The 23,136-nt window shown below is 45.0% G+C and carries 23 protein-coding genes; 12 read left to right on the top strand and 11 right to left on the bottom strand.

All coding sequences use genetic code 11. From position 1 onward, the window contains the following. The first annotated feature begins 42 nt into the window (after window positions 1–42). The 4 genes from ACFQ4A_RS11845 (at window position 43) to ACFQ4A_RS11830 (ending at window position 4,444) form a co-directional block, all read left to right on the top strand. On the top strand, window positions 43–357 hold the full coding sequence (locus ACFQ4A_RS11845) for a PTS lactose/cellobiose transporter subunit IIA (protein ID WP_382400893.1): 315 nt from the start codon (window positions 43–45) through the stop codon (window positions 355–357). A 12-nt stretch (window positions 358–369) separates the two neighbouring features. Further along, window positions 370–2,049: a PTS transporter subunit EIIC gene (locus tag ACFQ4A_RS11840; RefSeq protein WP_382400849.1), complete on the top strand. Its 1,680-nt coding sequence runs from the start codon at window positions 370–372 to the stop codon at window positions 2,047–2,049. 133 nt (window positions 2,050–2,182) lie between these two features. Beyond that, complete coding sequence (locus ACFQ4A_RS11835) at window positions 2,183–3,643, top strand: glycoside hydrolase family 1 protein (protein ID WP_382400847.1); 1,461 nt, start codon at window positions 2,183–2,185, stop codon at window positions 3,641–3,643. Window positions 3,644–3,994: 351 nt separating this feature from the next. After that, complete coding sequence (locus tag ACFQ4A_RS11830; RefSeq protein ID WP_382400845.1) at window positions 3,995–4,444, top strand: hypothetical protein; 450 nt, start codon at window positions 3,995–3,997, stop codon at window positions 4,442–4,444. Window positions 4,445–4,549: 105 nt separating this feature from the next. On the opposite strand, the gene ACFQ4A_RS11825 is transcribed toward ACFQ4A_RS11830, so the two are convergent. The 5 genes from ACFQ4A_RS11825 to ACFQ4A_RS11805 form a co-directional block, all read right to left on the bottom strand. Next, window positions 4,550–5,152 carry a Uma2 family endonuclease gene (locus ACFQ4A_RS11825; RefSeq protein WP_382400843.1) on the bottom strand — a complete coding sequence of 201 codons (603 nt, stop codon included), beginning with the start codon at window positions 5,150–5,152 and terminating at the stop codon, window positions 4,550–4,552. A 23-nt stretch (window positions 5,153–5,175) separates the two neighbouring features. Continuing rightward, window positions 5,176–5,574 carry a hypothetical protein gene (locus ACFQ4A_RS11820; protein ID WP_382400841.1) on the bottom strand — a complete coding sequence of 133 codons (399 nt, stop codon included), beginning with the start codon at window positions 5,572–5,574 and terminating at the stop codon, window positions 5,176–5,178. 212 nt (window positions 5,575–5,786) lie between these two features. Further along, a complete protein-coding gene (locus ACFQ4A_RS11815) occupies window positions 5,787–6,626 on the bottom strand; it encodes a hypothetical protein (protein ID WP_382400839.1) in 840 nt (279 codons plus the stop codon). A gap of 26 nt (window positions 6,627–6,652) precedes the next feature. Further along, window positions 6,653–8,203, bottom strand: coding sequence for a TcaA NTF2-like domain-containing protein (locus ACFQ4A_RS11810; protein ID WP_382400837.1), 1,551 nt, complete (start codon window positions 8,201–8,203; stop codon window positions 6,653–6,655). Between the two features lie 800 nt (window positions 8,204–9,003). Continuing rightward, entirely contained in the window at window positions 9,004–10,752 is a 1,749-nt protein-coding gene (locus ACFQ4A_RS11805; RefSeq protein ID WP_382400835.1) for a hypothetical protein, read from the bottom strand. Between the two features lie 218 nt (window positions 10,753–10,970). Between ACFQ4A_RS11805 and ACFQ4A_RS11800 the strand changes: the two genes are divergently transcribed. Then, window positions 10,971–11,759 (top strand): Cof-type HAD-IIB family hydrolase, encoded by a 789-nt coding sequence (locus ACFQ4A_RS11800; RefSeq protein ID WP_382400833.1) that lies wholly within the window; start codon window positions 10,971–10,973, stop codon window positions 11,757–11,759. Between the two features lie 520 nt (window positions 11,760–12,279). Beyond that, complete coding sequence (locus ACFQ4A_RS11795; protein ID WP_382400831.1) at window positions 12,280–12,831, top strand: NADPH-dependent FMN reductase; 552 nt, start codon at window positions 12,280–12,282, stop codon at window positions 12,829–12,831. A 36-nt stretch (window positions 12,832–12,867) separates the two neighbouring features. Here ACFQ4A_RS11795 and ACFQ4A_RS11790 read toward each other — a convergent pair whose 3' ends face one another. Together ACFQ4A_RS11790 and ACFQ4A_RS11785 are read right to left on the bottom strand one after the other, a co-directional pair. Continuing rightward, complete coding sequence (locus ACFQ4A_RS11790; RefSeq protein WP_382400829.1) at window positions 12,868–13,692, bottom strand: hypothetical protein; 825 nt, start codon at window positions 13,690–13,692, stop codon at window positions 12,868–12,870. A gap of 889 nt (window positions 13,693–14,581) precedes the next feature. Then, window positions 14,582–14,779, bottom strand: coding sequence for a hypothetical protein (locus ACFQ4A_RS11785; protein ID WP_382400827.1), 198 nt, complete (start codon window positions 14,777–14,779; stop codon window positions 14,582–14,584). 159 nt (window positions 14,780–14,938) lie between these two features. On the opposite strand from ACFQ4A_RS11785, the gene ACFQ4A_RS11780 reads away from it, so the two are divergent. Further along, window positions 14,939–15,628 (top strand): plasmid pRiA4b ORF-3 family protein, encoded by a 690-nt coding sequence (locus tag ACFQ4A_RS11780; RefSeq protein ID WP_382400825.1) that lies wholly within the window; start codon window positions 14,939–14,941, stop codon window positions 15,626–15,628. 42 nt (window positions 15,629–15,670) lie between these two features. Beyond that, window positions 15,671–15,913 (top strand): hypothetical protein, encoded by a 243-nt coding sequence (locus ACFQ4A_RS11775; protein ID WP_382400823.1) that lies wholly within the window; start codon window positions 15,671–15,673, stop codon window positions 15,911–15,913. Between the two features lie 73 nt (window positions 15,914–15,986). On the opposite strand, the gene ACFQ4A_RS11770 is transcribed toward ACFQ4A_RS11775, so the two are convergent. Further along, window positions 15,987–16,127: a hypothetical protein gene (locus tag ACFQ4A_RS11770; RefSeq protein WP_382400821.1), complete on the bottom strand. Its 141-nt coding sequence runs from the start codon at window positions 16,125–16,127 to the stop codon at window positions 15,987–15,989. Between the two features lie 198 nt (window positions 16,128–16,325). Between ACFQ4A_RS11770 and ACFQ4A_RS11765 the strand changes: the two genes are divergently transcribed. From ACFQ4A_RS11765 to ACFQ4A_RS11750, 4 genes are all read left to right on the top strand, one after another. Further along, entirely contained in the window at window positions 16,326–16,733 is a 408-nt protein-coding gene (locus ACFQ4A_RS11765; protein WP_382400819.1) for a hypothetical protein, read from the top strand. A gap of 150 nt (window positions 16,734–16,883) precedes the next feature. Continuing rightward, the gene (locus ACFQ4A_RS11760; protein WP_382400817.1) at window positions 16,884–17,147 is read left to right on the top strand and encodes a hypothetical protein; all 264 of its coding nucleotides are present in this window, start codon (window positions 16,884–16,886) and stop codon (window positions 17,145–17,147) included. Beyond that, on the top strand, window positions 17,144–17,359 hold the full coding sequence (locus ACFQ4A_RS11755) for an HAD hydrolase family protein (RefSeq protein ID WP_382400891.1): 216 nt from the start codon (window positions 17,144–17,146) through the stop codon (window positions 17,357–17,359). The genes ACFQ4A_RS11760 and ACFQ4A_RS11755 overlap by 4 nt, the downstream gene beginning before the upstream one ends. Before the next feature lie 202 nt (window positions 17,360–17,561). Beyond that, complete coding sequence (locus ACFQ4A_RS11750) at window positions 17,562–17,729, top strand: GH-E family nuclease (protein WP_382400814.1); 168 nt, start codon at window positions 17,562–17,564, stop codon at window positions 17,727–17,729. 127 nt (window positions 17,730–17,856) lie between these two features. Here the strand turns inward: ACFQ4A_RS11750 and ACFQ4A_RS11745 are convergent, their stop codons facing one another. The 3 genes from ACFQ4A_RS11745 to ACFQ4A_RS11735 are packed head-to-tail and all read right to left on the bottom strand — an operon-like array spanning window position 17,857 to window position 22,785. Further along, window positions 17,857–18,375, bottom strand: a complete 519-nt coding sequence (locus ACFQ4A_RS11745; RefSeq protein WP_382400812.1) for an acetone carboxylase subunit gamma — start codon at window positions 18,373–18,375, stop codon at window positions 17,857–17,859. 12 nt (window positions 18,376–18,387) lie between these two features. Continuing rightward, window positions 18,388–20,580, bottom strand: coding sequence for a hydantoinase B/oxoprolinase family protein (locus ACFQ4A_RS11740; protein ID WP_382400810.1), 2,193 nt, complete (start codon window positions 20,578–20,580; stop codon window positions 18,388–18,390). A 33-nt stretch (window positions 20,581–20,613) separates the two neighbouring features. Further along, window positions 20,614–22,785, bottom strand: a complete 2,172-nt coding sequence (locus ACFQ4A_RS11735; protein WP_382400808.1) for a hydantoinase/oxoprolinase family protein — start codon at window positions 22,783–22,785, stop codon at window positions 20,614–20,616. Between the last annotated feature and the right edge of the window lie 351 nt (window positions 22,786–23,136).

Raw genomic sequence — 23,136 nt, 5'->3', positions numbered from 1 at the left:
AAATAGAACAAATGACAAAGTAGGAGTGGTTAAATAATGGGGATGTCAAAAGAAGAAATTTCTATGACAGGATTTGAAATCGTTTCATTTGCTGGAGAAGCAAGGTCTAAATTACTCGAAGCTTTAAATGCTGCAAAAGAAGGTAATTATGAACAAGCGGAGGGTCTAGTCAAAGATGCTGAAGAAAGTTTAAATGAAGCCCATAAATCGCAAACAAATATGCTTGCTAATGAGGCAAAAGGTGAAGAGGTTGAATTAGGTTTTATTATGGTGCATGCGCAAGATCATTTAATGACAGCGTTACTATTAAAAGATTTAATGGTTCACATGATAGAACTATATAAATCCAGAAAGTAAAGGGGGGATATAATGCAATTCCTTATTAAACAAATAGAAAAAATGAAGCCCTTTTTTGAAAAAATCTCAAGAAACTCATACTTGAGAGCAATACGGGATGGTTTCATTAGTTTAATACCGGTAATAATCTTCTCAAGTATTTTTATGTTAATAGCCTATGTGCCAAATATATGGGGATTTCATTGGTCGGGTGATGTGGAGTCAAATTTAATGAAAGCGTATAATTACTCAATGGGTATTTTGGCTGTTTTAATGGCTATGACAATTTCAAAAAGTTTAACAGATACGTTTAATGGGAAGTTACCGGCAACACGGCAAATTAATACGACAAGTGTAATGATTGCCTCAATATCAGCATTTCTATTACTGAGTGCTGATCAGATAGATGGTGGGATTTCCAGCGGTTATCTTGGGTCAACCGGTCTTTTGACTTCATTTGTAATTGGTTTTACCGTGCCAAACATTTATAAAATGTTTATTAAGAACAATATTACAATCAAAATGCCAAAAGAGGTGCCGCAAAACATCTCCCAAACATTTGCGGATATGTTTCCGCTTGCAGCAAGTGTCCTTTTTTTCTGGTTGTTTGATATGATTTTCAGGGTACTCGCCAACACTAGCTTTTCAGCTTGGATTATTGAATTTTTCCAGCCACTATTCACTGCTGCAGATGGCTATATTGGCTTAACAATTATATTTGGAGCCATTGCATTTTTCTGGTTCTTGGGTATTCATGGTCCATCGATTGTGGAACCGGCAGTAGCGGCAATTTACATAGCAAACGTGGAAGCCAATCTTTTTATGTATCAGAATGGGGAGCACGCCTCAAATATACTCTCACAAGGTGCACAGTACTTTGTGGTAACCTTCGGGGGAACGGGTGCGACGTTAATGATTACGTATATGATTGCATTTATGGCTAAATCCAAACAGTTAAAAGCTATTGGAAAAGCATCTGCTGTTCCAGTAACATTCGGTGTGAATGAGCCTGCATTATTTGGCATTCCCATAGTACTGAATCCAGTGTTTTTTATTCCCTTTATATTTGCACCAATCTTAAATATATGGATCTTTAAATTTTTTGTTGATTCCTTGGGTATGAATAGTTTCTTATATAATTTACCGTGGACTACACCAGGGCCACTTGGGATCGTTTTGGGAACAGGCATAGCTCCACTATCATTTTTATTGGTAATTGTGCTTATGGTAGTTGATTTCTTGATTTACTATCCGTTTATGAAGGTTTATGATAAGGAGTTAATTGAAAAAGAGAAGTTAGAAGAGGATATAGAGGGGAACGTAGAGGAAGTAAATGAAGAGGAGCCGGAAACACTCGCTAACACAAAATTAGATAAACCAACAAATGTATTGGTTCTTTGTGCGGGCGGTGCTACTTCCAGTATGCTTGCTAATGCTATCGATGAGGGAGCGAAGGAAAGAGAACTGGAGATTGAAACATTTGCAATGGCATATGGTCAGCACAAAAATGATATCGATAATTATGATTTGATTATTTTGGCACCACAAATATCCTCAATGCTTGGTGAATTGGAAGAGGATACAGGACAAAGAGGGGTCAAGTCCGTTTCGACTAATGGGAAGGAATATGTCGATTTAAGTAAGGACCCCGCTGCAGCGGTAAATTTTGCCTTGAAAAATATAAATCAAAGCGAAGATAAAATACACACGTAAACTTACGTAAATAGATTAACTTTTGAATACTCCATGATATTCTAATAGACATCGTTCATGAACGAGTAGGTGTAAATACTTTAAGCTAAGTTGATTCTTAAATGCAAGAAAATAGATTAAGGAGGAAATACAAATGGAACATAATAGATTAGCTGAATTTCCAAAAGACTTCCTATGGGGATCAGCATCAGCAGCATATCAAGTGGAAGGTGCCTGGGACAAGGATGGAAAAGGCCCATCTGTGTGGGATACGTTTGCAAAACAAGAGGGGACAACATTTAAAGGAACAAATGGTGATGTAGCAATTGATCATTATAACCGATATAAGGAAGATGTAAGGCTAATGGCCGAAATGGGGCTTAAAGCATATCGCTTTTCGGTAGCGTGGAGTCGTATTTACCCTAAGGGAAAAGGGGAAATGAATAAAAACGGTCTTGATTTTTATAACAATCTAATAGACGAATTGATAAAGAATAATATTGAACCTGTTCTTACATTGTATCACTGGGATGTTCCTCAAGCGTTAGTGGATGAATATGGCGGTTGGGAGTCCAGGGAGATTATTGATGATTTTAATAATTACTGTGTAACGTTATATGAGGAATTTGGAGACCGTGTAAAATATTGGGTTACCATGAATGAACAAAATATTTTTGTGAGCCATGGCTACGAAACCGGAATACATCCACCAGGAGTGAAAGATAAAAAAAGAATGCTGAATGCCAACCATATTGCAAATCTGGCAAATGCTAAAGCCATTCAATCATTTAGAAAACATGTGCCTAACGGGAAAATTGGTCCAAGTTTTGCTTATATGCCATCTTATCCATTTGATAGTGATCCGAATAATGTTATGGCATTTGAAAATGCAGAGGAAGAACGCAGCTACTGGTGGATGGATGTATATGTATATGGAAAGTATCCAACGACAATATGGAACTTTTATGAAAGAGAAGGAATTGCTCCTACAATTGAAGAAGGGGACTATGAATTGCTATCGCAGGCTAAACCTGATTTTATGGGGGTTAATTTCTATAAATCTGGTACGGTGGAATTCAACCCACTTGATGGTATCGGCTTAGGTGCTATGAATTTTTCAGGTGAAAAAGGAACAACGGCTGAATCTGGAGTTCCGGGATTATATAAAACGAAGGATAACCCATATCTTGATGCGACGAATTGGGATTGGGAGATCGACCCTGAAGGACTAAGGATAGCAATGAGAAGAATCAGCAGTCGTTATAATTTGCCGATACTCATTACAGAGAATGGCTTAGGTGAGTATGATAAACTTGAGGCGAATGATGTAGTAAATGATGACTATCGAATTGAATATATCAATAATCATATAAAGGCTATCCAAGAGGCAATAACGGATGGGGTTAATGTAATTGGTTATTGTACATGGGCATTTTCCGACGTTCTCAGCTGGTTAAATGGTTATCAAAAACGTTATGGTTTTGTGTATGTAAACCGTGATGAGTATGATGAAAAGGATTTACGCAGAATTAAAAAGAAAAGTTATTATTGGTACAAGGAAGTTATTAAAAATAATGGACCGGTAGAGTTAAGTCAAATAAATAAGAAGTTCTAGAATATGTTATAGAAGGTAATTCCATTTTGACATGGGGTTACCTTTTTAGTATAGCAGGAGTGGTTGTTGAGTTTACAATAAAGATGTTTCTGTAAATACCCAGTTAAAATTACACCTAGCATTTGCCCCCAGTCCGACCAGACCTTGGGCAAGTGAGTCAACAAACAGCCCCATACTCTGATAAGGACGGGCTTTGGAAAAAGGTTATCACGGAACTGTTTGAGCCATTTGTCCTTTTCTTTACCCCTGATCTATACCTTTAAACCCGACACCTATGCGAATCAATTTTATGGGACAGAGCTAACCTATACATACAACACTTACAAAATACTTGATCAGGATGAGCAGAAATTGCTGCTGTCAGACAATCCATTTGCATATGCTGTATTAGCGGGTTTGTATATGCTGAAAAGCAGGAATAATGCCAGCAAGCGATATCAGTTTAAACGTCGTTTGTTTGAATTGCTGCTAAAGGGTAAAAAGGTAAAGAATCGTGACTATGTTGATTCGTTATTATATTTCATCGATTATTTGATGGAGGTGCCTGATGGGATGGACGAGGAGTTGCAGGAAGATATCAAACCAATGATAGAAAAGGAGGGGAACCATATGGCCGGCACAGGATTATCAAACGCACCGACGTTCAAGCCAATTTTTGATGAACTCAGGGAAAAAGCGAGAAAGGAAAATTCAAAGGAAATAGCGTTGGCGATGCTTCGTAAGGAATTTAAAACGGAAGATATTCTCAAAGTAACTGGCCTTACGGAAGAGGAAATGGAAGACATCAAAGCAAAGCTGTAATTCTTGCAGAGAAAACAGGTTCAGTCCGGGGTTGGGATGGACCTGTTTTATTACTGTTTGAGTATAGGTGATCCGGGAAGTAACAGGCGTTCCCTACCCTGGACGTCAATCCAAACTAGGAATACCCTCCATAATCTCGGCCATCGTGAAAGATATACACGGGATGCCGGGAGAGGTGATTGGCTCGTCTTCTTGGAAAATATTTATAAGGTCATACTGGTCCTCGTGCAGCGAATATTGCTCTAAAATACCTGTCTTGGGTTCGACTATCCAATATTCGGGAATACGGAAATTTGCATACGTGTTTAGTTTATCAATTTTATCCCGTTTTAATGTAGACGTGGAAAGGATCTCGACAACAAGGTCTGGAGGTCCGATTACACCGCGATTGCTTAAAATAGTCATTCGCTCCCGGTGGATAAGTAAGAGATCTGGCTGCCTTACTTCATTATTAGCTAATATGACATCAATAGGAGCATTTAAAATAACATAGTCTGATTCACAGCTTTTAGTAATATTTTTTTGCATTTGAGAGCTGATCATCTGATGGGTAACAGATGGTGCTGGGCTCATCAATTCTAATTGCCCGGCCACTAGTTCATAGCGATTCCCGTCATCAATGGAAGCATAGTCATCATAGGTGAGGTTGCTTTCTTTTATGAGTTCAGTATAGGCGTTCTTATTTTTACGATCCTTTTCATCACTCATCACCATACCTCCCATTTATTCGTTTATGATAGTATACCATAGGGTCTATCCCGCGCCAATATAAGGCACCTTTTGAAAAAGGGGGCGTTGCTCGAGCGAGAGCAGCCCCAACTCGAGCGGGAGCGCGGCGTCAACTCGAGCGAGAGCACCCCCAACCCGAGCGGGAGCGCGGTCAACTCGAGCGAGAAGCGGCCCAACTCGAGCGAGCGCAGCCCCAACTCGAGCGGGAGCACCCTCAACTCGAGCGGGAGCAGCCCCAACTCGAGCGACACGCGCCGCAACTCGAGCGAGCGCACCCCCAACTCGAGCGGGAGCACCCTCAACTCGAGCGACACGCGCCTCAACTCGAGCAGCACACGCCCCAAATCGTGCGACGCGCGCCCCAAATCGTACAGCACGCACCCATTATTAAATAATGCCAACATCTCCTATGACAAATCGACATTTAGATAAAGAAAGGGTGGATATTTTCGGCGGTAGCCGAAAATCTCTGTTTTAAAATTAGACAATCTCGCCTAAATATATACCATTCTTCACGATGTCTATCCTGTTTGATCAATTTCTCCAGACCAACCATTAAACAGACATTAAAAAAAAGCCCTATCTAAAACAGGGCTCTCTTGGGGCTGTCATATTAAAGGAATGACAGCGATCTCCCAATTTTGTCAATCATATCCGAAAGTATCATCCCTGAGGTTAAAAAGGTTAACACGGCCATAATCAGTGCAGCAGAGAGACTGAGGTAGACTTTCTGCCCTGTGTTGCTAACCAGATTTGCTTTTTCATAGACGAATAAAACAGGGACAAAATATAAAAGTAGCGAATAGGATACACCCAGCAATAACATGGTGAAAACAGTGGATCCTGCGATTCCCGCCACAATGGCTACAACGTTAAGTGCGACAAACGGAACGGCCAGACTGCCGAATTGTGTCAGTAGTGTTTTCGCTGAGTCCTGATTTTTGGCGGCTTTTGTCATCATTAAGGCACTGGCAAATGCTAACGCCAAAAAGACAACAGCGATAAACAAAAGCTGAAATGTCAGCGAAAAGAATGGCACTGAACTTTCCATCATGCCACCAAACATCGAACTTGCCATAGCATTTGCTAGAAAGTAAACGCTTAATGATGATGCCAAGGCAAAAATCACTAGGGTTATCACGGCGTTAAGAATATGCCCGCTACTTGTATGAAAGGCCATCGTCGGATTTCTTAATAGATTTAAGACATAATGCCAATATTGACTCAGACCATTTTTAATCGTGTCGGCTGTTTGGTTGGCCTGTGCCTGATGTTGAACGCTTCCGTGCGCATCAGCGGCTGCTTGCTGATAACCGTCGGCACTAACTGATCCTTCCTGGGCAGTAGCTGTGCCCTCATTGGCATCACCTGTCGCGGGTTCAAGCGCACTACCACACACACCGCAAAATTTTCCCGATTCCTGCTGAGTGTTGCATTTTGGACATTCTAACATGAAAAAACTCCTCTCAATCACGGTTGTTAATCCCGATTTGTCTCGTCATATTCGATTAAGCTGATCTTATAATCGCCATCTTCCAGCTTCACGGTATATGTTTTGACCCTGTCATAATCTGTCTGTTCATCACGATGGTTCGTAAAGACAAATACTTCATTGGTTGTCACGTTAACCGTCTCATCATCAACTTCCTCGACATCCAGCACCTCATTGGATGTGAAGTCATAATCATAATCGGTCTCTTTCAGGTCGCCGATATATTCCTGGAGCTCATCTTCTGCTTCACTGCCCTCGAGTATAAAAGATTCAATCAGGCTGTAATCCTTGGTGTTGACTGCTTTCTCATACGCATCACGGAAGTCCAGCACGGTATCGCCGGCATCGTCACCGGAAATGTCAGCAGCGGCTTCTTCGGTATCCGCTTCTTCCATTTCTGACTTATCAAACGAAAAGGGAATACCGCCGATGAATTGTGCGTCATTTTGTGTCACGGTTTCGGATTTGACAACGTCCCCGTCAGGTGAGGTCCATTCCGCGTGCATGCTGATTTCGTTGTCTTCGGGGATAGGACCAAGTGTATCAATCTCCCCGAGTGTCGTGCCGGTATCTTCCCCTTCCACAAATAATGTGGCTTCCGGCTGGTTCGTGCTGAATGAATGTGTGCTGCCGGAGAATTCAAGGGTCATTTCTGTCGTTTTCTGAGTCAGGATTTCCACCGAATCGTCATAGGTAAATTCGCCAAACATATTGCCGGCAGTTCCGGTGATGGCATATGATCCCGGATATAGTGACCATTCCTTAGGCTCATCCGGATTGATGGTGGCCGACTCATCACCGATGCTAATTTCTGTATCTTCCATTGTTGTGTGCACCGCGAGCATAGTCGGTTCAGCCTTTAGTGAATACGTCGTGTACAAGCCTAATAAACGACCCTCCGGCTGTGCCGTAAACAGCGGCTCGCCATCGATATTCGTGATTGTACTTGTTAAGGAATCATCTGCTTGGATGATGTCGCTATATTGCGCTTTGACAGCTTCCCATTCGTATTCTTTGATGTACTGCATGTATGCCTGTTCATCCAGCAAACTTTCATTGGCAACGTCTATGTAACTTACAAACGCCTCCGCGTCATCGCCCGCGACAGCCTGATCCATCGCCTGCAAATCCTTCATCGGGTCAAAATAGGATGATAAAGCCTTATGTGTACCAAAAAGAACCCCAACGAATACGACAGCAGCCGCTATCAGGATTTTAGTACGCTTTTTCATCGGTTTGCGCGGCGGTCCGGCAGCCGTTTGCTTGACCGAAGACCGTGTTGATTGCTGCTCCGGCGGCTGGCCAGTCGGCTGTTCATCCGCTTGATGACCATCCTGGGATTGCCCCTCTGGCATCGCTTTAGGTGGTGAATGATCAGCAGAAGGCATATCAGCTTCCTGACCGGTTGGGTGCCCTTCATCATGTGCTGATCCCCCGTCAGCCGGTGTGCCATCGACCGGCGCCTGTTCCGCGCCGCAGTTAATACAAAAATGATGCTGTTGTTCCAGAGGATGGCCGCATTCTGTGCAGTAGTTCATGGTTCCGCTCCCTTCATTTTAGTATTTAGAAATAATGCAAAAGACCTATATTCTAATATTGTAGCAAAAATTGACAAATTTTAAAGACGGTTTAAGTAAATTTTTGGCAGACACATAGAAGGTTGCTAGATCACTGTTAATTTATATATCGGCAAGCTATTTTAAAAGTTAAAGGCCTTCTTCAAAATTTTGGTTAAAGTGCGTGTTCAAAAAGGAGGATAAAAAGGACCGAGAAGTTCGAGGCGGTGCCGTTTCGAGCAGCGGGCTTCCACAGGATGTGGTGAGTTCTGCGTTGTCCACAGGACGTGGACGGTTTTAGCAGAACTTCCCCTAGATACATGAGCAGCGGAAAAACAAGCCAACGAAGAAATTCGACGTGTCATTTTTACCGGACTTTTTGAACAACCTCTTAACGTCAACAGTCGATGAAAATATTATCTTCTTCCCGGAGAATTAGATGATGTCATTCACTAAATTATACGCAAATAGTTAGACGGGTAAGAGTGAATAATTATGACTCGTGCTTTATCATTCAACGTATTTTAGCGAAATTCGAGGAACAAATAACGACATATCCTACATAATCTTACATAATGTTTTACATATTTCGGTTTTATTTTTGCAACATCTGCTTTATATAAGGATATTAAACTGTATAAATCACTCCAAGAAGTTAAAATGGAAATGGCATCTTACAAGTCAGATGGATCAATACATAATTTTAAGAGGTCATTTCATTTTGAAGAGAAAAACCGCCCCAGCCAATAAAGTTGGGGCGGTTTTTACATCGTATTGTCCTGTTAATAATCCCCTTCCTCTTGCTGCCGGTAACTTCCCGCCAGTTCAGGCTGTTGGGGAGCTTTTATGTTGCCGAGTCCCGGCGCCGCATCATTTGTGGCATATAAGGCTTTCACGGCCTCGTAGTCCTTTTCTGAAGCGGATACCGCAATTAACTGCCTGTCCTCCAGAAAATGGTTGACTTGGCCGACCAAATGTTTTAACAGCTCATCAGATTTATACATGCTCAGAATATAACGGGCGCCATCAAGGGTATTTCGTCCTGAACGTGCTTGCGTGCTAGTTATGATTTCCGTCACCAGAAACCAGGTGCTGAACGATGTTCGGACAACAGTGTTTTCGCTTCGGGTGGAGTCGGTTATCGCCATTCCGACAGACAACTTGGATTCGGTATAAGTGCCTTCTCCCTGAAACTGAACAAGATAGCTTTTGAACTGCATTTCACCCCAATACAAATGGGCAAAGGTCAGCAGTGCTATCCCCGCTGCCAAACAAATCCCCGGGAAGAAAATCCCCGAAAACAGACTATTAATGCTAAGTGATCCAATCCCGCCTTGATTAAGCGTAAATAGGAGAAAAGCTGCTTTGATGATTAAAGCATGACCGCTGATAGCCACACCAAAGCGAATTTTTTTCAAACTTTCCGGATAATTGATTTCTTGATAGATCGGCTGGGTTTCCTGAATGGTATCACCTTCAAAGCTCCCCTTATCCATACTGCCTTCCATATTTAGATTCGGGTTCAATTCCCGGTAAACCCGGTTGGGAATTTCTTTATATCGTAAATCGGCCATTTCCAGATCAAGCGCCCGGAAGAAGTCTTTGGGGTGAACATTTTCCTGCCAATGATCAATGGATTCAGACACCTCTGTCAAAGGCTTCGTCAACTCGGACCTTAATTTCGCAAGTGTTATGCCGGCTGTACAAACAATTATGGTGAGTATATAGAAAACAACCAGCGCCAAAGCCGGATTAAAAGGTGCCTCGGGGATGGTGACGCCTTGTCTTAACACCATTTCGCCGATAGCCGGGATAAGAATCGCCAACACAATCACCCAGATAAGGTGTGATTTTTGACCGGCATATAATTGATTTGTCCGTATTTTTTTAACCGATATTGGGCTTCCCAGCCACAAAGCAAATAAGAAAAGGCAGACCGCCATGCCCAGCCATTCAGAAAACGATGACTGTGTCAGTAAGGTCAAGCCAATCGTACCTGATAGGAGTGCCAGAAAATAAACAAATAGTGCGATGAGTGCATAGCCGGTATTCCGAACGAGAATATGTAAATAATTCCGCATTGAAATCGGGAGAAAAATGAAATTCGGAAAAATGCTGTATAGCAGGCGGTCGAATAGCGTAACTGGTTCTTGGAATGTCAGGTTTTTCCGCCCCATCATCATTTGCGCAATGGCGTTCGTTTTGTAATAAACACCCGGTTCGTTGGTCGCCTTCTCGCTCTGCGCCCTGTTTTTGGACAGGCTCGCGGGGACGCCCCTCCCAACATAAAAACGGGAAATTTTGAACAAGCCTTGTGTGATGAAATGAACCCCACCAGCTAATAAAATTAAGGTAATCCCGAGTCCAAGCCACCCAGCAGCCAGTCCACTTTCAACGATCTGCCCGCGCAAAGTCAATAATGATAAAACGCCAATAATTGAAATAACAATACCACTGAGTAAGTAGAGAAGCCCCTCCTGCTTAAATGGATTGTTGATTTCGGGTGCATCGGATCCATAATGAAATGACAAACTATCCTCTCCTTTAAAATCGCGTATGAAGACAAAATCGGATTTGCTCCTAAAAAGATATGGAAAAATTATAACAAACTAAAACTATCGTACTATATCGCGCTAATCTTTTACAATAGCCATATTCACTGCTTAAAAAAGGAACCGGGATAAAAGGAATTCTTCTTCATTTATGATAGAATTATAGTAACGATTACTCCATGAAACGAGGAAAATACATGACACAAAAACTGATCTTTTTCGATATTGACGGCACACTGCTTGATGACGAGAAGCGGCTGCCGGATTCAACTAAACAGGCGATTGCGGACCTGCAGGCGGCTGGGCATTATGTGGCAATCGCAACAGGCCGAGCGCCATTCGCATTTAAATCGCTGCTTACTGAACTCGGGATTAGCAGCTATGTCAGCATTAATGGCCAGTATGTCGTACACAACGGCGAGGCAATTTATAAACACCCGCTCCAGCCGGATGCACTTGCGGCGTTGGAAAAATACGCAAAAGAGCGGCAGCACCCTCTTGTCCACCTGAATCATGATAACTGGTATGCCAACGTGCAGCATCATCCGCACATTGAAGCGGCGGTTAATTCGCTTAAAATTGATAAGCAGATCACCTATAATCCAAGCTTTTATCAGCAGGGTGAGGTGTATCAGACGTTGCTGTTCTGCACGGAAGAAAGCGAGACGGGATATGATCAAACGTTTGATCAATTTCATTTCGTCCGCTGGCATGACTATTCTGTGGACGTCATGCCGGCCGGCGGATCCAAAGCAGCCGGCATCAGCCAACTCATCCGGGAGCTGCAGATCCCAGCCCACGACGTGTATGCGTTTGGCGACGGCCTGAACGATATCGAAATGCTTCAATCGATTGAAAACAGCGTCGCCATGGGCAATGCACCGGATGCCGTCAAGCAGGCAGCCAGCACTGTGACGAAAGATGTGAATGACGATGGGATCTGGCACGGATTGAAGCTAGTGGGGCTATTGAAGGAGACGTCGTGAGGAAAGGGCGTGCTCGAATCGTGTGAGAGCGCGGTTGACTCGAGCGAGCACGCGGTCAACTCGAGCGAGAGGCGCGTGAACTCGAGCGGGAACGCGCTCAACTCGAGCGAGAGCAGCGCCAACTCGAGCGAGAGTGGCCGTAACTCGAGCGGGAGCGGCCGCAACTCGAGCGGGAGACGCGCGAACTCGAGCGGGAGCACGGTCAACTCGAGCGAGAGGGGCTCCGACTCGAGCGGGAGGTGCTCGAACTCGAGCGGGAACGCGGTCGACTCGAGCGAGAGCAGCCGTAACTCGAGCGGGAGCGCGGTCGACTCAAGCGAGAACAGCCGCCACTCGAGCGGGAGACGCGCGAACTCGAGCAAGAGCACGGTCAACTCGAGCGAGAACGGCATCAACGCGTGCGAGGCGCACCACAAATCGAGCAGCGAGGCACTCCCCATCGGTAGTGTGGTGGGTTACGGAAAGGCTGCATACTTCATGCGCGAGATAAAAAATGCTGGAACTGTGAGGAGGCGTCATGTTGAAGTTAGTTGGTGTATCAGGAACATTGGCTGGGAATAAGACATCTAAGGCTGTTTATGATGTGCTGGCAGCCGCCAAGCTGATGGACACATCATTGAAGACAGAGCTGATTGATTTAAGGGATTATGATCTGTCATTCGCTGACGGATCCCCGCTTGCTTATTTTGACGATGACACATGGCCGGTGGCTGACAAAATCATGTCTGCCGATTGTTTGGTGTTTGGTACACCGATCTATCAAGCTTCTATCTCCGGGGTATTGAAAAATCTGCTGGATCATTTTCCGGAATATGCTTTTAAAAATAAGGTTACTGGCATTGTCGCAACAGGCTTGTCGGAGAAGCATTTTCTTGTAACCGAATATCAGTTGAAACCCGTTCTTTCATATTTTAAAGGGCTGGTGCCTACAGGGAATGTTTTTGTTCAGAATGATTCTTTCAGTTTGGAAAGTGAAGAAATTATCGATGACTTGGTTGCAAAGCGACTGCGAAGTCTTGCCGAGGAGATGTTGTTTCTGCAGCAGAGTATCAATAAGCGGATGAACCGATAAAGCCACGGGTCAATCCGGCAAAATAAATCCTAACTTTTAGTTTGATGTTGAGAAGGGTGACTTTCGGCTGTTGCCGAAAACCACCCTTATTTTTGATTTAATGGGGTAATTTTTGGCATGCGCCAAAAATCTCATTATAAAATGATTTTGAAGCGGTCGAGGGAAGACGAAAAACTCGAGCGAGAACAGCCGCCACTCGAGCGGGAGGTGCTCGAACTCGAGCGAGAACAGCCGCCACTCGAGCGGGAGGTGCTCGAACTCGAGCGAGAACAGCCGCCACTCGAGCGGGAGACGCGCGAACTCGAGCAAGAGCACGGTCAACTCGAGCGGGAGCGCGGTCGACTCGAGCGAGAGGGGCTCCGACTCGAGCGGGAACGCGGTCGACTCGAGCGAGAGCAGCGCCAACTCGAGCGGGAGGTGCCCCAATTCGAGCGAGAGCGCGGTCAACTCGATCGGGAGGCGCCCCAACTCGAGCGGGAGACGCGCAAACTCGAGCGAGAGCAGCCACCATTCGATCGGGAGGTGCTCGAACTCGAGCGAGAACGGCCGCAACTCGATCGGGAGGTGCTCGAACTCGAGCGAGAACGGCCGCAACTCGATCGGGAGGTGCTCGAACTCGAGCGAGAACGGCCGCAACTCGAGCGAGAGCAGCCACCATTCGATCGGGAGGTGCTCGAACTCGAGCGAGAACGGCCGCCACTCGAGCGGGAGGCGCCCCAACTCGAGCGAGAGCAGCTTCAACTCGAGCGAGAGCAGCCGCAACTCGAGCGAGAGCACCTTCACTTCAATGGGATTGAATTCCATCGGACAAGGGACGGCATCTCCCATCTCAATTGTCCGATTTAACCAATATGCCTTCACATGTATATCGTAAGAGGCATTAAACCCGTCAGGTCAGCCCCGCAGTATCCTCACCAAACCATAATTCCGGTATTTTTCATTCCTTTTTAACTCGCTGTCAACAAACAGCAAGTCTTTCGCACCAAAGAATTCAACGCATTCCGGGCTGTATTTTTCGAAACCCCAACCTGTTAGCTATCTTTACCGCCTTTGTAAAAGGGTTTCAAAATAAGAATATTACAAAGATTGCTTAGAATTTTGGGGTCAAAACAATGTGGCTATGTTATAATAATAACCAGCAGCATATAGTGGGTGGAGCGGCTATTTCCCTGTGGAGAGTGGGGGTGGCCGTATGTCTGAGATAAAAGTTGCACTTACAACAGGAATATTCATCGTAGCTCTGGTCAATCTTGTGGTCATATTAGTAGACAAACTGAACAACAAAAAGTAAATCCACCCATCTCTAACTGTGAACGATGTTGGGTGGATTTGTACCTTATATCCCACAGTGGCCGTACCTCTGCGGGTATGCTGTAAGAGTCGGAGTGTTGGAGCACTCCGTCTCTTTTTTATAATATGAATTATCTACCTATACTATACCTTATGATTCGCCATTTTAGCAACTTTTAAAAGGGAAATCAAGAAAGGTAGATATTTGAATTTATTTCAGGTCAGCCCCGCAGTATCCTCATCAAATCATAATTCCGGTATTTTTTATGCCTTTTTAATTCGCTGTCAGCAAACAGCAGGTCTTTCCGCAGCAAAGCATTCAACGCATTCCGGCTGTATTTTCCGAAACTTCAATCTTGTCGGCTACCTTCACCGCATTCGTAAAAGGATTTGAAAACGTATAGAACCACCCTTTTTTCTCTGATTCCGTATCGTATTGTGCCAGTCCTTGTTTAGCAAGTTACTCTGCGGTCTCCAGTTTATCATTGATACGGTTGGCCACCCGGTCATAGGCTTTTAAGAAAAACAATATCCATTCTCCCCACTGAGGGTTGTTACCTCTAACGCCATTAAGCCTATCGTAATATCTTGGCCGTTCTTTTTCCAGTTCTTCGCTGACAAAGAAAATCGGTTTTGTGATTGCATTAATACAGAACAATTAAATACGGCCAAGCCGGCCAATTCCATTAAATTATGGATGGATCGATTCAAATTTGAGCATGGATGGTAGCGATTTTATAAAATCTTTTTGGAAGCTGTTCTTTCAACCGACATTTTCTGTTAAGATTTTTGTATATATCAAAATGGAGCTGATCACATGAAAGCTTATCAAATCAAAATTGAATTGACCGGTTCAGAACCTTTAATCTGGCGGCGAGTCATCATGCCGGCTGGGGCAACATTTAACAGGCTGCATGATGTGATACAGAACGTGACGAATTTTCTAGGTGGTTATCCGGGCTCGTATCATCTATTTGAATTTGATTTACCTGATGACAATATTAAAGTGACCAATGATGAAGAGGCATATCAGGAGCACTTGCACTTTAAGAAAAATCGAAAAGCAATTGATGCGAAAATGCAAGATGTTCCGCCGAAGTTTGCTGCGTTCGAGGAGGCCTGGCTGCAAGAGTTGCAGAAAGTGATCCGCAAGCCAGCGGGGATAAAGATTGATACATATTTGGAAAAGTATGGTAACCTTAACTACATCTATGATTATGGTGATGATTGGCAGTTTCTTGTGACGTTGGAGAAAACGGTGGAGGATTATCACTACGGCTATCCGACGCTTATCGACGGTGCTGAAACAGCGCCGCCGGAGGATGTGGGCGGTCTGCCTGGGTATTATCAATTTTTGCAGATTTATCATGACGCGAACCACCCGGAGCATGCGACTATGAAAGAATGGGCTGAGGAGCAATTGTTTAGAGAATATAATCCGGATTTTATTAATCGCATGCTTAAGTCTATTCATTATAAAAAAACCGAATGGGATCAGTTAAAATAAAGGAAACCATTATGAGATATTTAGTAAGAAAGGACTGAAATCGTGGGAAAAAATAAAAAGAATGCCACCTGGGCAGAGGCTAAAAAGCGCTGCCGCATGAATCAGGCTGATATCCAAATGGCGAAGGAGCTCGGACTGAAACCGAAAAGCCTGATAAAAAATATCCCTTCACCTAGTCAGCCATGGAAAGCACCCGTGAAAATCTGGGTGCGTGACTTGTATGAAAAGAAGTTTGGCCAAGTGCTTAGTAATCAAAAACCAAAACCATCACACAGCGAGAACTAGCATATCCCAGATGAGGCGTTGCCTTTTTGATATGACATCAGCAGAAAGTCAGTTACCGAAGCCTTATAATACTTTACAGTGGGGAATTTTGGCTTGAGCCAAAAATATTCATAGGTTTGGATTGGACGAGTGTTAACTCGAGCGAGAGCAGCACCAACTTGAGCGAGAGCAGCACCAACTCGTGCGACACCAGCACAGCCTGTCGTTCATCCATAAAGTCCCTAAATCAAAGCTGATCAATATTTCACATTACCATTAAGAAACCAAGTTCAGAATTCTGAACTTGGTTTCTTCATTACCGTCCTACTCAACAAATTCGCTCCACGGCGTTGCTGTTTCCTTGGTTGGCTGCACGCCGTCTTTCCAGATAGCGCGGCCGCAAAGACATCCACTGAATTTGGCGCCGGCTTCTTTGGCAAAATGCAAAATGATTAAGTCATTCAATGATGACATTTCTTATGAAGATGGGGTGAGCCAATTTAAGGAAGGCATCAGTGAAGTGCTCGGAAATCAGTCATCTTCCCTGTTGCTTGATCCCGAGTATGGGTGGAGTGCTGCAAGTAAATTGAATGATGAAATCGGATTAATTATGGCATATGAAAAAACTGGGTATGACACTTCCGAAAAAGGCCGCCTACCAAATTTAGTTGATGACTATGCTGTACAAGATTTAGTCGATAAAGGTGCCAGTGCGCTGAAGCTGCTCATATATTATGATCACAAAGAAGAAGAAAAATATAATACGATTAAAAAAGCATTCATCAAGCGTGTCGGTGATGAATGCAAGCAAAACGATCGATTACCTCGAAGAAGGAATTAAAGCTGAACCGTGGCTCGTAAAAATAAATGAATTTGAATTTTTTGACCTATTTGGATCAGCAATGGATTTTTGGCTTTGATGGTTGGTATCTCCACTTTGTATAGTTTGTTATTTAGCTTGGCGATACTTCCCTCGTTGCCAAGTGTGATAATGAAATTTGAAGAATTCTCCAAAGCGAAATACGGCATTGACCTGCTGAAAGTTGAAGTGCCGGTATCCATTTACAATATTGAAGGCTATGACCAATACGATAATTATGAACCTGTATTCAGCAAAAAGGAAGCTGAAGATTTTTATCGCACATGCTCAGAAAAAAGCTGGCTGCCATTCATTTATTTAAGCGGCGGCGTAACCAATGAACAATTTATTGATACACTGTCACGCCAACCGGGGGTACCAAAGCCAAAGGAATAGCCCGATTAATACAGCGACTGCAAATTCCAGCTCAAGATATTTATGCATTCGGCGATAGTTTAAACGATATTGAAATGCTTCAGTCAGTTCAAAACAGCGTCGCGATGGGAAATGCTCCAGATATCGTCAAAAAAGCAGCCGCTAGTGTAACGAAAGATGTCAATGATGATGGGATCTGGTATGGATTGAAAATGGTAGGATTACTGGAATAATGGGGATTTTTCGGTGAATAGCCGAAAATCTCCATTTTTTTGGCTTTGGAATGCTTCTTCGTAAAAAAAGCGTCATGATTGATTATAACGGTTTTAACATTTAAAGCACTATATTAAGCGGGTTGTGATCGATCGGGATCGGCTCGGAATCGCTCGAGCGCACGCTCAAATTGAGATCGGGAGAAAATCAGTCGAGCGTATCATGACCGAAGATGAGCCATGGGATATGGGGCATAAATTAGGTTTTGAATTTTGGAAACACCCAAAAATCGCTATGGAAAGAGGTATCACTAGGAAGGAACTTCTCGACGGACATAAAAACCCAGACCACCATCACCCGAAATGTATTTTGCAAATGAATATCTTATAAAAATGCAAATTCAAGTGAGGGCCTACTATTTCATAAAATACAATAAATTGAAAGTGCATGCATAATTGAAGAAGATAAAAGGGCCGGATAACACGGCCCAATTACCATATTTTGAGTCATTTTAAGGTTATTCACCACTGGTCTCAGCTGGTAGCTCTCGACCAAGCCAATCGCGATAAAAAGTCTCTAAGTACGGCAAGAAATCAAATACGATCGGGTATCCCGGCGCAGCTGCCTCTACTTCCAACAGCGTGGCACAGCCCGGACAAATAAACTCGCGGATTTCCATCCAGCCCGGATCATAGCTATGACGTCCAGGATAGATTTCAGCAATCTCTTCTTCTTCATCCCGAACATTAATTACAGCGTTTAACTTCCAGTTGTTAGTGTAATGACCAAACTCATAACCGCAGCCACATTTGACAACTCGCTCGCCTTGAGGTTCACTTTTCTTAGCAACAATATACAAATGCTCGCCAATCGGCAACAAGATCTGGTCGTTAAATTTCACCCGTTCTTGAAGAATATCGATGTACTTGAAAAACCGGTCGTCGTCTTTATACTGACTCATAATTGATTTCGTCGACTGCCAAGGCAGCGTACCGTCAATTAAGTCACGAATTATTTCCTTATCATAGCTTGCCATCGTTATCACTCCTTACATTGTAAAGTTTTCCGGCAGCTGCCAGAATTCACGGAACTCTTTGGCAAATTGGCTGGAAATGCCCATTGTGTCCTGATACATTTTATGCACTTCGGTAACAAAGTCCCTTTCCAACACGCGCTCGCGCTCGGATGCAATCCAATCCTTAACAGGCACAGCCTTATTTAACCGGGAGTTTCGGACTTCTTTGCGTCGAGCTTCGGTTGCTTCTGAGTTGACACGCCATGCGTTACGCTCCTCGTCATGCTCAAGCACTACAGCATGAGTTCTTTGGGCAATTTCCGGCGTCACATAGCCGTTCTCAACATCCCGGACAACATCCAGCGGGTCCCGCTCGATGGGATCGCCATAGCCGCCTCCACCATTGTATGAGTGTGCAAACAGATCCCCGGCTTGCAACGGTTTGTCAATATGCGGGCCTTCAACCTCTTTCTTCTCGCCTTCAACCAACCGGTCCAAGTCGGTCGTGTATGGGTCTTTCCCCAACGAGTGAGGTAATGGTTTCTGTTCTTCAATCAACTGCTGAATATTGCTATCTCGCACAGTGAAGTGCCTGTGGGCTGTCGGCGCTGGATAGCCACCGCACATGCCGGCGTTGTCATACACACGACTTGAATGTTCGGACGTAGCTATCGTCACTTCATCTGTATTGTGCACGAGCCAAAGTGAAGTGAAGGCTGTACCGCCGCGGTTGCTGCCGGGTCCGCCCGAATCAGCCGCGATGCTTCGCCCTAAGTAGAGCATCGGTATGCCCTGCTCCCAAACTTCCATATTGCCCATGTCAGATTCGGGATTCCAACCAACATAGCCATTATCGATCCCGTCTTTTATACCAAGGGCGCCACTTCCGGCTGCGGAGCACTCAAACATAGCCATACCAAACTGGCTGCCGTACTGACTTTGACCACCCATTTCTACCATTGGACTGTTTACCTGACCGACAAACGCTTCTTCTTTGAATCCCCGGCTCACAAAGCCACGGCTGAGCAACCGCTGAAAAATGCCAAAGGCCGGTAACAGAAGTGCCCAAGACGTGGCCGTCGCTACGGTATGGCGGTTTGGGTTGGTCCAGGTCCCCGACGGTAAATTCATATCTGTAGCCAGCCAGGCGCCGTCGTTCACCTTACCTTCAAAGTTCATAGACTGAGTTAGGGTAACAAATAATCCACCGTCCATACCAGCTGGCGTACAATTCATCGAGTGATAACCCCAAGAACCGGTGCCTTCAAAATCCAAATGCATGTGGCCATCGCCGCCCACATCCAATTCAAGCGGGATGGAATACAGCAAGTTTTCATCACCTAAAGGCAAAATTCCAGGTTTACCCTCAGTGAGGTGGCCATAAAACGTGTGTCCCCTGTAGCGACCGGGCACCATAAGTTGTTGAACCTTCGAAAGCTGCGCGCGGCGACCTTCTTCAATGAATTCACGGGTAGCCCGCTTGTAGTAGTCCAAACCGACATCATCGATAAGCTCTTTCACCTGATCCCGCAATTCCAGGTTAGCTGCTAATTTTGCTTTATCGTCAAACATCCAATAGATAGGCATACGGAGGTTCCGTTCTAATCGAATCAGATAGTCCCGGCGCAGCTCGTCTTTCTCGCCCACTTTTTCGGCACAAACGAACAAGCCTTCAGTAAAACGTTCTTGGGCCAAGTATACGTCACCACCTGGTGTGATGCCGCCGACCTCCAATTCGTGAGCGACTGTGCCGGCCCAGCCGACAAGCTCGTCATTATGGAAAATCGGTATAACAACCATTACGTCTGGTACTTGTACCGTACCGATAAAAGCGTCATTGTTGGCGAACACATCACCAGGACAAATACCAGGCGAGTCCTCGTAACCATTTTGAATCATCCATTTGATAAACCGGCTCATCGTATGCACGTGAACCATAATTCCTGTGGAAAGGCTAATCGCGTCACCTTCAGGGGTGTATAACGCTACAACCATTTCCCCTACCTCTCGCACACCGGGAGAAGCTGAAATGCTTCTGGCCATCTCGCGCGATGCTATCGACATTGATCGCAGCTTTGTGTGCAAGCTTTCGTAGCGCAGAGGATCTTCCTCACGGTATTTTAATTCCGTTATGCCAGCATAACAACCTGTTTCTTGGAATTTACGATCGTTCTCAAGTAATTGCTCCTTAAGCCCCATGGCTTTGTATTCTACTGCGTCATTCATAAGGATCCTCCTTTTTTGAGATTGAACCTCGGTCTACAATACGTTTCCAACTGAATTTTGCGTGTCCTCGCCGTGTTCGTAGTGCAGAATAGTCCATTCATCTACACGGACCCGGTCCCCCGCTGGAATGACCAAGGTCGTAGCAGGGTGCTCGACAATGGCAGGGCCCTCAAGCACGTTGCCGGGCTTCAGCATGTCCATTTCCCAAAGCTGTGCCTCATGCCACGCACGATTGTAATACATAGACCGCTTCCCTTTGGCGGCCTCGGGATCAGGATTTTTGGACCCCAAAGGACGGCGACTCAGCTCTGGCTTCACTTTTTCCACACGAGCATTTAAGCCGAGTTCCATAATTGTATAACCGGCTGTCCCATAACCGGACACACTGCGATTAATCTGTTCGTACAGGTCTTCAAAAGCTTGTGTAAGCTTATCTAAATCTTCATCTGACTCTAATTTGGTCACTGGTGCTGCAACTTCGACATCTTCCAGTTGGCCAGTGTAGCGCATCATGGCGAATGGCTCACAAACGACTGCGTCTGCTTCATGACCTTCAGAGACCAACTCAGAGCGGGCTTGGGTATCGAGTTCGCTCCAGATTTCATTAATCTGACGTCGCGCTTCTTCCCTGTCCTTATCCGAAGAATCGGATCCGGTCATAATATGGACGGATTGGCTGTGCCTGTGCAAGTAATCCGCCGTAGTGCAACCAAAGGCTGAAAATGCTGCCGCAAACGGGAATGTCATGACACCTTTAAAACCTAGGCTGCGGCTGTACTCAGCCATGTGAAGCGGTCCAGATCCGCCGTAAGCCATCAAGTGGTACTCACCTGGATCGACACCACGCGTCGAAATAATGGATTCAATGGAAGACTTAGCTTCCATCTCCAGCATATTCACCATCCCTTCAGCCGCTTCATAAACGTCAACTCCCAATGGATCGGCAACTTTCTCTTTCAGAACCTGCGTTGCCTTCTCGATATTAAGTTTGACCTTGCCACCGAGAAAGTTGTCCGGGTTCAAACGCCCCATTACCGCATCACAGTCAGCAATCGTTGGCTCTGTGCCGCCCATATCCATAGCCACCGGACCCGGTACCGAGCCAGCGCTTTCCGGACCTAGACTAACCTTACCTGTGTGTGGGTCCACCTTAACAATAGTACCGCCGCCGGCACCGATGGTATCCATCGCTAGTGTCGGCAAATTCAGTTTAAACCGGGCCAATGTCGGCTCATCTTCAATAGGTACTTTGCCGCGGGTGATTGCCCCGATATCAAAGCTTGTTCCACCCATATCACTGACAATTACTGAATCCGTACCAACCAACTCGCCGACATGTTTGGCGCCCAAAAGCCCTCCGACTGGCCCCGAGATCATCGTCTCGTGCAAACGAGGATAGCGTACGTCCGCGAGCCCTCCGTATGAAAGCATCGTTTGCATGCTGTGTGGGAAACCATGTTCCTTAGCAGCCGCTTCAACGCCCAGCAGCTGCTCACGGCCTCTAGCTGTTGCATATGCCTCGATGAGCGTGCTGTTTAACCGGGACTGCTCGCGAATGATCGGACGAACCTGATGACTAAAGTAAATCGGGATGTCGACGTCATGCTCAGCCAGTACCTTCTTGGCTGCTTCGCCAATTTGTAATTCGTGTTCAGGATTGACGTGTGAATATATGCAACAGATGCATAATGCCTCGATGTCCTGCTCCAAAAGCTCTTCCACACCGCTGATTGCCTCGTGGTCATAAGCTGGAATGACAACCTGACCGAACTGGTCGACACGCTCGGTCACACCACGCACCCGACTGAGGGGCACAAGAGGCTCGGGAGAAGCGTGGGTGACGGCATGCAAGCGGTCTTCATATGAATAACCCGCCCATGACTGAAGGCCTCTTCCCATAAGTATGGCATCTTCCATGCCCCGTGTCACAATCAGACCAATGCGCTTTCCGCTCCTTGATAACAACGTATTCAGCATACCCGTACCTGAATAAAGGACTACCGCCAATTCTTCAAAGGTTTTGTTGACATCCAGGTTCCAGAGACTCGTAGCGTCACGCGCTGATTCAATAAATCCTTCCGATTCGTAATTAGGTGTAGTCGGTGCCTTACCGACAGCGAAGTTGCCTTGTTTGTCCACGAGGATCGTGTCGGTCATCGTGCCACCAGCATCGATGCCGAGTACAAGTGGTTTAGTCTGTTTCATGTCGCATATCCTCCTTCGTTGGTTTTTAGTTGGTTCAATCTTGTTTCAAGGGAACTTAAGATCCATTGATTCGAATCCTGTGACCCTTGGATTGCTTCAGTTAACTTTTTATCCATCTTTTATCGCAGTTCCACCTCCTATCAATAGGTTAACCGTCCAGACGGTTTGTTGTCAACACTAAGAAATAAGGTTTTATTCAAAATTGTCTTTCATGTTGTTAAAGCCTGATTCTTTTGATTGCAAAATCCTTTGAAGCAGAATTGTTCTTAATGATCATTTAATACTGAACCTATTATTTTATTCAGAGTTATCAGGGGATCCAGAGGAAGACCGTTCAAGCCGTCATACGTG

It is taken from the genome of Lentibacillus salinarum, assembly GCF_042679865.1.
GTDB lineage: Bacteria > Bacillota > Bacilli > Bacillales > Amphibacillaceae > Lentibacillus > Lentibacillus salinarum.
Note: the sequence above shows the minus strand (reverse complement) of the source record. Positions and strands in the feature narration are given on the sequence as shown.

Coding starts and splice junctions, on each gene's coding strand:
- ACFQ4A_RS11845 (WP_382400893.1), top strand. CDS start 43: ATGTCAAAAGAAGAAATTTCTATGACAGGATTTGAAATCGTTTCATTT.
- ACFQ4A_RS11840 (WP_382400849.1), top strand. CDS start 370: ATGCAATTCCTTATTAAACAAATAGAAAAAATGAAGCCCTTTTTTGAA.
- ACFQ4A_RS11835 (WP_382400847.1), top strand. CDS start 2,183: ATGGAACATAATAGATTAGCTGAATTTCCAAAAGACTTCCTATGGGGA.
- ACFQ4A_RS11825 (WP_382400843.1), bottom strand. CDS start 5,152: ATGAGTGATGAAAAGGATCGTAAAAATAAGAACGCCTATACTGAACTC.
- ACFQ4A_RS11815 (WP_382400839.1), bottom strand. CDS start 6,626: ATGTTAGAATGTCCAAAATGCAACACTCAGCAGGAATCGGGAAAATTT.
- ACFQ4A_RS11810 (WP_382400837.1), bottom strand. CDS start 8,203: ATGAACTACTGCACAGAATGCGGCCATCCTCTGGAACAACAGCATCAT.
- ACFQ4A_RS11800 (WP_382400833.1), top strand. CDS start 10,971: ATGACACAAAAACTGATCTTTTTCGATATTGACGGCACACTGCTTGAT.
- ACFQ4A_RS11780 (WP_382400825.1), top strand. CDS start 14,939: ATGAAAGCTTATCAAATCAAAATTGAATTGACCGGTTCAGAACCTTTA.
- ACFQ4A_RS11770 (WP_382400821.1), bottom strand. CDS start 16,127: ATGGATGAACGACAGGCTGTGCTGGTGTCGCACGAGTTGGTGCTGCTC.
- ACFQ4A_RS11760 (WP_382400817.1), top strand. CDS start 16,884: ATGAAATTTGAAGAATTCTCCAAAGCGAAATACGGCATTGACCTGCTG.
- ACFQ4A_RS11750 (WP_382400814.1), top strand. CDS start 17,562: ATGACCGAAGATGAGCCATGGGATATGGGGCATAAATTAGGTTTTGAA.
- ACFQ4A_RS11745 (WP_382400812.1), bottom strand. CDS start 18,375: ATGGCAAGCTATGATAAGGAAATAATTCGTGACTTAATTGACGGTACG.
- ACFQ4A_RS11740 (WP_382400810.1), bottom strand. CDS start 20,580: ATGAATGACGCAGTAGAATACAAAGCCATGGGGCTTAAGGAGCAATTA.
- ACFQ4A_RS11735 (WP_382400808.1), bottom strand. CDS start 22,785: ATGAAACAGACTAAACCACTTGTACTCGGCATCGATGCTGGTGGCACG.